The organism is Enorma massiliensis phI, from assembly GCF_000311845.1.
GTDB classification, from domain to species: Bacteria; Actinomycetota; Coriobacteriia; order Coriobacteriales; family Coriobacteriaceae; genus Enorma; species Enorma massiliensis.
The window spans coordinates 641,746-654,305 of sequence record NZ_HE978574.1; the positions used below are offsets into that span (position 1 = coordinate 641,746).

Below are 12,560 nucleotides of genomic sequence, written 5' to 3' on the forward strand. Positions count from 1 at the left end.
TACAGGCACATGTGGAGGTCTTGTTATAGATTGTTAACGATTGGAATCGTGGACGGTGGGGGCTTCCGGTGCAGGCGCGATGGCCTGCGGCGCGGGCGCGGCGGCCTGCGGTGCGGATGGGGCGAACTGCGATGCCGACAGGACGGCCTGCGGCGCGGGCGCGATGGCCTGCAGCGCGGGTGTGGGCGAGGCTACCTGCGGCGCAGGCGAGATGGCCTGCGGTACCGGTGGCGCTGCCTGCGGCGCAGGCGAGATGGCCTGCGGTACCGGTGGCGCTGCCTGCGGCGCAGGCGCGACGTACATGACATCATCTCCGTCGCGCATCGAGAGCGCCTGGAGGCGGTCGAGCCGGAAGGTGCGCCCGCTATCGACAATGCCTGCGGGATCGGTGCTGTTCGAGCGTGCCGCTTGGGCGAGGCGTCCCCGCACGAAGACGGAGCCGTTTGATTCAACAAGCGCTTCGGGGAAGAGGCAAAACCGATGGCTCGACGCCCCCGCTTCCCCATGCGCTGCGGCGAGCACAAACGTGACGGGCGCGCTAAGCTGTATGGCGCGCTCGATGATCTGCCGCGCCGTGGCAAGCTGAAAGCGCATGGTTACGCGAGCGGGAAGCGCTGCATTCCCGGAAGGCTGCTCCATGCTTTTCTCAAAGCGATGCCGAACCGTGGGCGCGACGAGAGGGAGCAGATTCTTTACAAGCCTCCGGCGTTCGATCGAGGTGAGCGCTGCGCTGTTCCATATGGTGCTGAGGGTGAGCTCGGCATCTTCGGTGGGGATGGGGTGCGAAAGCAGGGCATAGCCGCGATGGTTGTTGCCCGCGATGTTCAACCCAAAGGAGCGGAGCATCTGGATTGAGTAGCGTATCGAGCTGGTGGTGACGCGTGGCGGCCGAGTGCCGGGGTGGTCCTGTGCGTCGAGCATGGTTTTGATGCGCGGCGCGCTGAGCGCGTGCTCTTCATCGGTGTGCTCTTCCAGAATCGCAAGGATGCGCAGCGTACGTGTATCGTACGCCCGCGTTCGGTCGAACTTGCCGTATGCGGGCGCCTCCTCATCGGGTAATGCGGGAAGCTCCCAATCATCTTGGTAGTCGGCAGGTTCTCGGTCGACGTGGCAAAAGGCGGCGTCTGGGCTGGCGCTCAGCGCGGCGGTCTCTCGGTCGCCTTCATGCTCGGCGGATCCCGAGCCGCCGCGCTCAAAGGGCTCCGAGGCGACGCAGCGCGCGGCGTACAGCCTATCTCGCAGGGTCTCAATGGGGGTGTTAACGAAGATATCGTGTTCTAGATGATGGCTTTTGTTCATGGGCACCTCGCAGCGGTGGGGGACCGTTGATTGATGCTGCGAGCATACGAGCGCGTACGAAAAAGCGACCGCCCGCGGTTCTGGACGGTCGCTTAAGCTCGGCGAACGGGCGCGCGAATTTTCAACATGGGCTGCCAGCCGAACGGAATCCTAATCACGCACCGTATCTACACGTTTGGCTGGCCAAAGCTCGGCGCGATGAGTTAGAACTCCGCGTTGCCCACCGTGCGCGGGTGCGGAATCACGTCGCGGATGTTACCCACGCCGGTGAGGTACATCACCAGGCGCTCGAAGCCCAGGCCAAAGCCCGCGTGCGGGCACGTTCCGTAGCGGCGCAGGTCAAGGTAGTACTTGTACTGCTCCTTGTCCATGCCGAGCTCTTCGATGCGGCGCTCCAATACGTCCAGGCGCTCCTCGCGCTGGCTTCCACCGATGATCTCGCCGATACCGGGCACCAGGCAGTCCGCGGCGGCCACAGTCTTGCCGTCGTCGTTCAGGCGCATGTAAAAGGCCTTGATCTCGGCAGGATAATCGGTCACGAAGGTCGGGCGCTTGAAGTGCTGCTCGGTAAGGAAGCGCTCGTGCTCGGTCTGTAGGTCGATGCCCCAGCTCACGGGATAGTCGAAGTGCTGCCCGGCGGCGACCGCCTGCTCCAGGATCTCAATCGCCTCGGTGTAGGTCACGCGGGCGAAGTCGGAGCTCGCCACGTGTTCGAGGCGCTCGATGAGGCCCTTGTCAACGAATTTGTTGAGCATGCCCAGCTCGTCGGGGCATGTGGTCATGACATCGCGAATGACGTACTTGAGCATGTCCTCGGCGAGGTTCATGTCGTCTGCCAGGTCGGCGAAGGCAATCTCGGGCTCAATCATCCAGAACTCCGCTGCATGGCGCGTGGTGTTTGAGTTCTCTGCGCGGAACGTGGGGCCGAAGGTGTAGACGTCGCCGAAGGCCATGGCGAAGTTCTCGGCGTTGAGCTGGCCGGATACGGTGAGCGATGCCGGCTTGCCGAAGAAATCCTGGCTCCAGTCGATGTCGCCCTCGGCGAGCGCGCCGCCCGAGGCCGCTGCCTGCTCTCCGGTCACGCGGGGGGCGTTCGCCGGGTCGAACGTGGTCACACGGAACATCTCGCCCGCGCCCTCGCAGTCCGAGGTCGTGATGATGGGCGTGTTCACGTACACGAACCCGCGCTCCTGGAAGAAGCGGTGGATGGCCGCTGCCGCGACGCTGCGCACGCGGAACACGGCGCGGAAGAGGTTCGTGCGCGGGCGCAGGTGTTGCTGGGTGCGGAGGAACTCCACCGTGGCGCGCTTCTTCTGCAGCGGGTAGTCCGGCGCGGAGGCACCTACGACCTCAATCGTCTCGGCGGTGAGTTCGAAGGGCTGGGGCGCGTCAGGCGTGAGCTTGAGCGTACCCGTGGCGGTGATGGCTGCCGAGACGTTTTGGTGCGCGATGTCGTCGTAGTTGGCCAGCGTCTCGCGGTTCATGACGATCTGCAGGTCGCGGAAGCAGCTGCCATCGTTCACGGTCACGAAGCCAAAGTTCTTCATGTCGCGGACGGATTTGATCCAACCCGCGACGGTGACGGTCTGGCCACCAAGCTCCTCGGCGTGCGTATAGAGCTGGACGATTTTAGTGCGGTCCACAGTAATCCTCGATTCTTGGGCGTGTTTCGTATACGGCCACATGATACCCGACATCGCGTGCCCTGCGCCACGCCGCGCAGTGCGAGCGTTGCCGACGCCCCGCGCCGTGGGCGCTGTGCCAACGGCATGCTCCTTGTATCGTCGCGTTATACATCGCCGGCATGCCGCGCGGAAATCGTCTACCCTGCGCCGCGCGAAGGCGCGCCCTCCGTCGTTCGGAAGGGCGCGTCGTGGCGTGTGGAGTCGCGTCAGCGGGCTTTCAGGCGCAAAGTTTTCCCTTAAGGGGCGCGTTTGGCACTCTCATGGCCCGGCGCAGATCAAAACTCTTGCCAAAGGATCGAATTTTGGGGCCTGGGCAAAGTAGCTAGCGAAGCGCCGATGCGTCTACCTGCGATAGTTCGAAAGCTTTCATCGGTTGTACTCGGGCCATGTCTTAAAATTCGATCCTTTGGCAAGAGTTTTGATTCAGAATCGTGTGGATGGCTGAATTCGCGAGCTTTTTCGTGGCTCGTAGATGAGGCTCGCCGCTGGATTCCTTGTACTGAGGACCGCATGTATAGCGTCGAGCATATTGACATGCCATAAACGATGACGCGGTTTGCAACAATGGTGAGCGCTGGAGGCAATCAGCTCCGCCAGGATGGTATTGGTGATCGTCGGTCGTTCGGTTCTACTGTAAACCTAGAGGTCAAGAATCCGCTCCAACTGGGCGACGCTCGCTTCGGCATCATCCGTGATGAAATGGAACGACTGCATGCCGGCCACCTCTGCTCCATGGCAGTTGTTGAGATTGTCGTCCACGAAGATGCATGTTGCGGGATCGAGGCCATAGCGCTCGCAGAGCAGCTGGTAGATGGCCGGATCCGGTTTCATGAGATGCTCTTCTGCCGAAACCACGCGCCCGTCCATGAGTGGATAGGCGGGACAGTGGCCCAGCTGCTCGTCGATGCGCGTGCTTGCGTTGGAGAGCAGGTACAGGCCAAAGCCTCGCTCCTTGAGCTGTGCAGCGAAGCTGTTGGTGGGTGCGATGGGCTCGGAGTGCTCGGGCCAGTGGGCGATGCATTCATGCAGGTTGGGGAGGAGCCGCTCGGGAAGCGTAGCCTCTGCGATGCGCCGCATGGTTTCGTGGCTGATGACCCCAGCATCGAGGAGCGCCCATTCATTGCGGTCGAAGAGCGCGCGGTCGAGCAGCTCGGCGTCTTCTTCGGTGCTGGTAAAGATGGTTGCGAAGCGCTTGCTATCGAATGTCATGAGCACGCCGCCCATGTCGAAGATGACATTGCGAATGGAAGACGTCATGGAACTTCCTCTCCCGAGAATTGGTGCAACCCTACCGAGCAAGCTCAATCCACTGAACAGGTCAAGCCCGTCGGCCGTGTTCGGCTTGCTAGGCTCGTGCGGCCTGTCGGTCGTGCGCAGCCTGTCGAGCTGGTTCTATCATAGGCGAACGCTGGTTGCGCTGAGCGCCGCGGGCAGGGGTTTCTTATGTCGAGCGCCGCATATCGTGTGCTCGCGCGGCTTCCGCGGGTGGCGCGGCAGGGTTTTCGCACGTTGCGGACACCGCGGCTGAACGAGGTGCTACGTTGCAAAAACGTAAGGCGGGCGTAAGTCAAATCGATGGCGCCGATGGCGCGACCGGTCGACAATGAGCCATGGAATTACCCGCAAATCTCCTGCGAGGAGTCTCATGTACGTCAAGCTTGCCTTGGGCAACGTGCGGCGCAGCCTGCGCGACTATTCCGTTTATTTCGCAACGCTCGCGCTCGCCGCTTGTCTGCTCTATAGCTTCATCGCTTCGGGCGATTACCTGCTCGCGTTCGACCTCACCCCAGACCAGCGCGCCATCTATGCGAAGTCGGGTACGGTGCTCGAGGGTTTTTCGGTCTTTGTGGTCGTCATCTTCATCTTTCTGGTCGCCTACGCCAACCGGTTTATCGTGCGCCGGCGCAAGCGGGAGTTCGGGCTTTATGCGCTTGTCGGTATGCCGCGCCATGGGGTCGCGGCGGTTCTTTCGCTCGAGGGTCTCGTGGTGGGCGCTGCCTCGCTGGCGGCGGGGATAATCCTTGGCGGCCTGCTCTCGCCCGTGTTCAGCGCCATCGCCGCTTTCGTGTTCGATGCGCCATGGCGATTCCAGGCGAGCTTTTCGCCCGGTGCCGCAACCTGGACAGCGGGCTGCTTCGTGGCCATCACCGCGCTCGGTGCCGCTGCGTGCGCGCGAGACGTGCTGCGTCGGCCGCTCGTTGACCTCATGTGCGCCGAGCGGGCGCCCGAGCACCTGGCATTTGGCACGAAGCGCGCGGCGCGCATCCAGTTCATCGCGGCCCTTCCGCTTCTCGCTATCGTATGGGGAGCTTGCGTGTTCCAGCCCATGTATTTCGTCATGTTCATCATTCCCATGGGGTTTGCTGCTTTCGGGGCGACGTACTTGGTGATGCGATCGGCTGCATGGCGTTGGGGAGCGCGGGCGCGGCGCCACGTCGAGGTATATTGGACGGGCCTTCGCGCATTCACGGTGCGGCAGGTCGAGGCGAGGGTGTCGAGCACCGCCGCCGCGCTTTCGTGCGTGTGCGTGCTTATTGCCGCGGCGGTGTGCATGACCTGCGCGGGCTTTGCGTTCAGCGTGGGAATGCGCGGCCCTGGTGCGCTCATCGAGAATGCAAGCTCGCTTGCGCCCATCGGATTCGTGGGCATCTTCTACGGGGCGGCGTTTTTGGTTACGGCAGCGGCGATTCTCGCGCTGCAGCAGCTTTCGGGGGCGGCCGACGCGCGGCAGGCATTCGAAACCTTGCGCGAACTGGGGTGCGAGCGCGCCATGGCTCGGGCATCGCTGCGCGCGCAGGTGCGCCTGTGCTTTGCGGCGCCTCTTGCGGGAGCCCTCATTCACGACGTGTTCGGCCTTGTGCTCGTGGCCTTTCTTGCGCTGGTGCTGGGAAGCGCGTCGTTTGCGTTGGTGGTGGCGGGCGTGCTTGGCTTCACGGTTGCGATTATGGGTGCGTATTATCTCATTACTTGCCGCGCGTGTGAGCGCCTGCTGCTCTAGGCGAGATGTAGGTGCGGGGAGACAGTTGTGCCGGGTACATCTGTCTCGGAGACAATTGTGCCGGGTACATCTGTCTCACCATTTGCTGACGGCACCGGCATCGGGCGACGTTCGGATATTTCTCAGTTTCTCGGGCGGGATTTCGCCATCTGAGAGCCTCGTAGCGTTTGAATGTCGCCCGAGAACGCCGGCGGTGTCCGAAAGTCGCCCAAGAACGGGGGCTGCGGCAGGATCTCGCCCGGCAACGCGAGCGGTGTCCGGATCTCGCCGGGCGGCCCTTGCGATGTCCAAAACCCGCTCGGAAGCCCAGTCGGCGCTTGGTTCCCGCCCAGCAACTCGGGCCAGGCGCTCAATATCAGCGCTATGTAAAGTGCGAAATCGCTCGCATTTTCATGAGACGTGCGAGAAAGCACCCTGCCGCACCTGCGGGTGCATGCAGAATTTTCATCAAACCAGCCAGCGAAACTTTATTTTCACCTTACGCACGGCTAACCCATTTCCGCAGTTCAGCTGCGTATGATGCTTCCTGCCGAGCACATCGGCAGGGACCGTGGCCCCCGCGTGGGCAGCTGTCTGCGGCGTCATGCGGGGCTATCGCTCGCAATGCCGCGCGCGGCACGCCGAACACGCCGCCACGTCCCTCGAACCAATGCGCTTTCGCCGGCGCAGAAAGAGAGAGGAATCCCATGACAACTACGGCTTCTAAGGGCGCCCAGGCGCACAAGCTGATGGTCTTCGTCCTCAGCATGTCGCTTTACGGCCTCGCCACGCTCGTTTCCGAGCTCATCCCTTCCGTCCAGGTAGGCATTGTTGAGTTCTCGGTCGAGTTCTTCCTGTTCATCCCGCTCACCCTAGCCATGCTCTTCGACCCGCTTTCGGTGGCGCTGGGCGCCGCAACGGGCGAGCTCGTTTTCAGCGAGATCATGCTCGGCCAGTTCGGAGGCATCGGCGAGCTTGAGAAGTTCCTGACCGTCACCATCGCCATCTACATCGCAGGCACCCTGGTTCGAGATCCCCGCAACCTGAAGGCCGTGGCCGCTGCCGCCATCGGCGCGACGGCGCTCCAGCTTGCCATGAGCGCCGGCGTGGACATCCTGAAGGTGATCTTCGCAGTCGAGGAATTCGAGGCTGTACCGGGCCTTCCCGAGTCGGTCTTCTTCACCGAGGGCTTCGCCTTCCTGAACGACCTGCTCTTCAGCGGTATCCTGTTCTGCCTGCTCCCCACGCTCTTCCTGGTCCCGCGCCTCTATGGAAAGATCGAGCCGCTCCTGGGCATGAAGCCGCGTACGGCCGAGGACGCGCCCGAGGTCCCCTCTGTCAAGCTCGTTCTGGGCGCCGTGGCGTGCTTCGTGGTGGCCGTGCTCGCCGCCTGCCTCTCGAAAGCGGGATTCTCCCTCATCGAGTGGGAGGCCGAGTGGGCCGAGAGCACCGGTGCCATCTTCACCGGGCTCGGCGTTGCCGCGGTAATTGCGATCGTCGCCGCGTTCTGCCTGCACCGCAACGCGACCCTGAGCCGCGCGTAGCCCCCAAGGGACCAGGATATGTCGATTATCTCCATCAAGGACCTCACGTTCACGTATCCCGGTGCCCATGATGCCACCCTCCGCCACCTTGACCTCGAGGTGGAGGAGGGTGACTTCCTTGCCATCATGGGTGCCAACGGCTGCGGCAAATCAACCCTTTGCAAAGCGATGAACGGGCTCATTCCCCAGTTCATCGCGGGCGATATGACCGGCTCGCTCGTGGTTTCCGGCCTTGAGGCGCGCGATACACCTATCGGCGAGTTGGCCCAGCACGTGGGCTATGTATATCAGGATTTCGAGAACCAGCTGGTGCGCCCGACGGTGCTCGACGAGGCATCGTTCGCGAGCCTCAACTACGCTCAGCCCGATTACCTGGAGCGCGGGATGGCCGCGCTTGAGCTTTGCGGCCTTGCCGATAAGGCACAGGACTATGTGTGGGCGCTTTCGGGCGGGCAGAAGCACCTGCTCGCGCTTGCCGGAGCGCTCGCGCTGGAGCCCGAGGTCATCATCTTGGACGAGCCCATCGCCCAGCTGGACCCGTATCATGCGCGCCAGACCTATGAGGTGTTGCGCGACCTCAACGAGCATCACGGCAAGACGATCATCGTGATCGAACATCATACCGACTTCATTGCCGACTACTGCAAGCATGCGGTGCTTATGGTGAACGGCGCGGTATCGTGGAAGCTCCCGGCACGCAAGGCGCTGCGTCAGCTAGATGATCTCGCGGCGAGCGATATCTATCCGCCGCAGATAGCCTCGGCCGCGCGCGAGCTCAAGAGCGCGGGCATCATGGATCGCTGCATCGAGCTGCCCACGACCGTAGACGAGGGCGTGCGTGCGTTTGCAGGGCTTGGGTTCACACCGCAGGCGCACTCCTCCCGCGGCGATGCGATGGCCGGGCGGCTTGCCCGCCCCTCGGACGCGCCCGGCGCAGAGCCCGCCCGCCCCTCGGAGGCGCCCGGCGCAGAGCTCGCCGTGGCCTTCCGCGACGTGCACGTGCAGTACCGAAGCGTCAAGGGCGCGCCACACACGGTATTCGACGGCCTCGACCTCGCTATACAGCCGGGGGAGAAGGTCGCGCTCGTGGGCTCCAACGGAGCGGGCAAGACCACGCTCATGAAGCTCATGTGCGGCCTCATCAAGCCCGCATCCGGCGAGGTGCGCCTCGGCGGCGTGGCCACGCGCGCGATGAGCCCGGAAGACATCTCCGGTGCGATCTCGCTCGTCTATCAGAATCCCGAGCAGATGTTCATCAAGGACACCGTGCGCGCCGATGTGGAGTTTGCCATGCGCGCACGCGGGGTGGAGGGCTGGCAGGAGCGCGCCCAGGAGCTCATCGACCGTTTCCGGTTGGGCGACCTCGCCGATCGTGATGGGCGCCTCATGTCGGGCGGCCAGATGCGCCGGGCATCGCTCGCCATTGGCATCGCGCTCAATCCGCCGATCCTCCTGCTCGATGAGCCCACGGCAAACCTCGACATCGCCACGCGGCGCGAAATTGTGCGTACCATCGCCGACCTGCGCGGCGTTACGGACACCGTGGTCATCGCGACGCACGACATGCAGCTTGTGTGCCAGTTCGCCGACCGGGTGATCGTGCTCAATCAAGGCGAGGTTATCGGCGACGGCACGCCGGAGGAGATTTTCCACAACGAAGCCGTGGTCGAGGCGTCGGGCATCTGCCCGCCCGAGATCTATGCCATGGGCGCCGCGCTCGATGCGCGGGCAACCTGCTTCGATATCGAAGACTTCCTCATGTGCTTCGACGGCTACCGTGAGCTGGCGCTTGCTGCCATCAGCGAGTAAATCTGGAGTGTCAAACAAGGGGCTGCCCCCCATGTGACATGGAAAGGAGATGCGGGCTCGATGCTCGAAAAACTCTCAGAGAACGTCATGGATAAGGTGTCCATCGATTTCCTGCGCAACCAGGTGCTCAGGAACGCGTACGGCAACGATGACACGCCCATCGCCAAGCTCGACCCGCGCGTGCTCATCGTGTGGTATCTCTTCTTCGGCCTCGTGCCGTGGTTCCTCTCCGACGTGACCGTGCTGCTGGGGCTCTTCCTCTTCTGCGCTGTCACCACAAGGCTCGCTCGCGTCGCGCCGCTCGTGCTCTTCGTATTTGCGCTGGGTGTGTTCTCGCAGACGGGCTATCTGCTCATCGTGGCGCTTTTCTTCGGCGGCAGCGTCGAGACGCTCGTTCCCTTGCTCGTGCTCACCCTCAAGGTGACCACCTGCTCGCTTGCGTCGATTACCGTGTTTTCGGGTCTCGATCCCGATCGCCTCTCGAATGGGCTTCTCTGGTTTGGCTGCCCGGAGCGCCTCTCGTTTTCCATCTCGTTTGCCTACCGGATTCTCCCCATCATGTTCGAGGAGCTGCAGAACATCCTGCTCTCTTTCCGCCTTCGCGGCCAGGCGCCGGCGCACGATACGCTCATGGGCAAGCTGCGCTGGCTGGTTTACCAGGTGAAGACCATCGTGCAGTCGTTCTACCCGCTCATGCTCAACATGGCGAAGCGCTCGCGCACCACGGTGGAAGCGCTCGAGCTCAAGGGGTACCGGTACGCATCGTCCAATATGGACGTGCTCAAGATCAAGCTCTCTTCGCTTGCCATCGGCCGGAATGACCTTATCTTCGCTGCCGTCTCGATTGTTTGGGCCGCGCTTTGCTTCGCGCTGCCCGTTCTCGCGGGCGTGCTTCTGTAGGCGCGCGTTGGGCCAGCACCGGTCGGGCGTGCTGCTGTGGGCGCGCGTCGCGCCTGCTCTCGCGGGTGTGCTCAGGTTGGTGCGCGGCATACCAGAGCGGGCGGGCGCGCCGGCCGCTCCAACGGTAATCAATAGAGGGGAAATCAATGAACATCGATTTTCACACACATGGAAAATTAGCTAAATACCTGGCATTCTCGCCGGCGTACACCGATTGGCTCTTTGGCGAGGCGGCCTCGGCCGGACTCGATGCCATATGCCTCACCGAGCATTTCAACACGCTCGGATTCGACCAGGTGTATGCCGACATCGCGGCGCGCTTCCCCCGGGAGGGCGACGCCTTCAACGTGAACGGCCTTCTGGTCTTTCCGGGCATGGAGGTGGATGTTGCAGAGAGCGGCCATACGCTCGTGCTCGGCACGATGGAAGAGATCCTCGATTTCAATAGGGCGCTCGAGCCCCATAAGGCCAAGGGGTCCTTTCTTCCGCTCGCGGAACTTGCGGAAGAGGTTCGTCGGCGGGGGCTCTTCTTTGGCGCGGCGCATCCGTTCCGGGCGCCCGGTCGCATTCCCGAGCAGCCGCGCGAGGCGCTCGCGGCGTTCCAGTTTGTCGATCTGAACGGCAAGGACCTCGCGCAGGACTTCGAGGGAACGATTGCGAAGACCTACGCCTTCGCGCAAGAGCTCGGCGTGCCCGTGGTCTCGGGGAGCGACACGCACCAGGCATTTCAGTATGGATGCGCCGTCACCGTCATGGGCGAGCGCGTAACGACCGTAGCCGGCCTGCGTGCGCAGGTGCTTTCGGGGAATTACCGCATTTCCTACGCGTCCGACCTTGCGTTCAAGGTCAAGACGGCGGGCATGCTCAAGCGTGCGCTCAAGGAGATTGACCGCTTGGGCGGCGATTACGTGCGGACGCTCATAGCGGGGGCAGAGTAGGGGAGCCATGACCGATCCGTCGCTTTTTTCCACGGGCGTGGCCTACACGCCCGCCGAGGAGCTCATCATCAACCATATTGTCGAGAAGCCGCGCGAGTTCCTTCTGCAGTCGATTCAAGACGTGGCGGCGAGCCTCGGCATCTCCGAGGCCACGGTGTCGCGGTTCGCGCGCCATGCGGGGTTCGGCGATTTCAAGACGCTGAAGAATGCTGTCGCGGCGCGTTCGCTGGGGCCCGCGGATAAAATGTCAGCGAGTATCGATGAGGGCGCGGGCGACGCGCAGGCGTTCCTGCGCCAGCAGCGCTCGAACATCGATCGCACCCTCGAAGGGCTCGATGAGGAATCGTTTGCCAAGGCGGTGCACGCGCTCGTGGCGGCCCGGCGCATCTTCTTGCACGGTAAGGGCGCCTCGGCCTGCGTGGCCGAGCTGCTGCGCTTTCGCCTCAACCGCTACGGGATGCTCGTGGAGCTGCTGCCTGCGGGCGGAACGGAGCTCATGGAGGGCCTTGTGCACGCGGGGCAGAGCGACGTGCTCGTGACCTTCGGCTTCCAGCGCGTGTCGCCCGAGGGCCAGGCGCTTTTGGACCATGGCGAGAAGGTTGGCTGCACGACGGTGCTCTTCACCGACCGCTATGTGCGCAGCGCGGGACCGAGGGCGACGATCGAGCTCTATACCTACCGCGGGGAGCCGCGTGCGTATCATTCGATGGCGAGCGCGGTGGCGTTGGTCGACGCGCTTGTGGTGGGCATTGCGGCGCAGCTAGACGGGCCGGCGCTCGAAACCCTCGATCGGATTAAAGAGCTTAAGCGGGCGTATGGTCATCTGCTCGCGCGCTAGGGGAGCGCTGAGGTGGCGATGCGTCGCCCCCAAGAGCTTCTAAGGGGCTTCGAGCTGGATTTCGCGCCTGGTTCCCTCCTCGCTGAGAAGCGTTTTCAACTTTTGGGCACGTAAACGGGGAGCGTCGGAGTAGACGCGGCGCGGTGTGCGGGGAACGCGCAGGTAGGGACGCTGGCACTTTTCCGTCATCTTCGCTTGATCCCCATGGGGTGCCCAAAAGTTGAAAGGTCGGGCAAATGGCGCCTGTTCGGCCGTTCAACTCGTGCCGTTTCGCGTGGTGAACGTTGCGCCGTGGGGTCTCAGCGAGGGGCGCATGTCCGCATGCGATTACAGCCGGTTCGTTGCGTTGTGTCTTAATTCTGGGCATGTCCATTCGCTGCGACAGGATTGGGCGGCATACGGCAGATATGAATGCCTGCCGCTGGTCAGCCCATTTGTCTCGGATGTCGGTAGCGCGAGATTCCGGCGGGCAATGTGTCGCTGCCGCCATCCTGAACTGTCGAAGTAATTGGCATTCCCGTGTACTTGGGTAGTATGCGAACACAAGGGGGTGCTCATTCCAATTCATAT

The 12,560-nt window shown here is 63.0% G+C and carries 9 protein-coding genes; 6 read left to right on the forward strand and 3 right to left on the reverse strand.

Going from position 1 to position 12,560, the window contains the following annotated elements; genetic code table 11:
* Nucleotides 1-33 precede the first annotated feature (33 nt).
* From HGEM_RS09650 to HGEM_RS02645, 3 genes are all read right to left on the reverse strand, one after another.
* Nucleotides 34-1,299, reverse strand: a complete 1,266-nt coding sequence (locus HGEM_RS09650; RefSeq protein WP_051008429.1) for a hypothetical protein — start codon at nucleotides 1,297-1,299, stop codon at nucleotides 34-36.
* A 203-nt stretch (nucleotides 1,300-1,502) separates the two neighbouring features.
* Nucleotides 1,503-2,942 carry an asparagine--tRNA ligase gene (gene asnS / locus HGEM_RS02640; protein WP_019127853.1) on the reverse strand — a complete coding sequence of 480 codons (1,440 nt, stop codon included), beginning with the start codon at nucleotides 2,940-2,942 and terminating at the stop codon, nucleotides 1,503-1,505.
* Between the two features lie 681 nt (nucleotides 2,943-3,623).
* Nucleotides 3,624-4,241, reverse strand: a complete 618-nt coding sequence (locus HGEM_RS02645; RefSeq protein ID WP_019127854.1) for an HAD family hydrolase — start codon at nucleotides 4,239-4,241, stop codon at nucleotides 3,624-3,626.
* A gap of 388 nt (nucleotides 4,242-4,629) precedes the next feature.
* Here HGEM_RS02645 and HGEM_RS02650 point away from each other — a divergent pair, with 388 nt between their 5' ends.
* From HGEM_RS02650 to HGEM_RS02675, 6 genes are all read left to right on the forward strand, one after another.
* Nucleotides 4,630-5,982: an FtsX-like permease family protein gene (locus HGEM_RS02650; RefSeq protein ID WP_019127855.1), complete on the forward strand. Its 1,353-nt coding sequence runs from the start codon at nucleotides 4,630-4,632 to the stop codon at nucleotides 5,980-5,982.
* A 686-nt stretch (nucleotides 5,983-6,668) separates the two neighbouring features.
* Nucleotides 6,669-7,505, forward strand: coding sequence for a DUF8171 family membrane protein (locus HGEM_RS02655; protein ID WP_019127856.1), 837 nt, complete (start codon nucleotides 6,669-6,671; stop codon nucleotides 7,503-7,505).
* Between the two features lie 18 nt (nucleotides 7,506-7,523).
* Entirely contained in the window at nucleotides 7,524-9,314 is a 1,791-nt protein-coding gene (locus HGEM_RS02660; protein ID WP_019127857.1) for an ABC transporter ATP-binding protein, read from the forward strand.
* A 60-nt stretch (nucleotides 9,315-9,374) separates the two neighbouring features.
* Nucleotides 9,375-10,214, forward strand: a complete 840-nt coding sequence (locus HGEM_RS02665) for an energy-coupling factor transporter transmembrane component T family protein (protein WP_019127858.1) — start codon at nucleotides 9,375-9,377, stop codon at nucleotides 10,212-10,214.
* A gap of 146 nt (nucleotides 10,215-10,360) precedes the next feature.
* Nucleotides 10,361-11,152, forward strand: a complete 792-nt coding sequence (locus tag HGEM_RS02670; RefSeq protein ID WP_019127859.1) for a PHP-associated domain-containing protein — start codon at nucleotides 10,361-10,363, stop codon at nucleotides 11,150-11,152.
* A gap of 7 nt (nucleotides 11,153-11,159) precedes the next feature.
* Nucleotides 11,160-11,990 carry a MurR/RpiR family transcriptional regulator gene (locus HGEM_RS02675; protein WP_019127860.1) on the forward strand — a complete coding sequence of 277 codons (831 nt, stop codon included), beginning with the start codon at nucleotides 11,160-11,162 and terminating at the stop codon, nucleotides 11,988-11,990.
* Nucleotides 11,991-12,560: the final 570 nt, after the last annotated feature.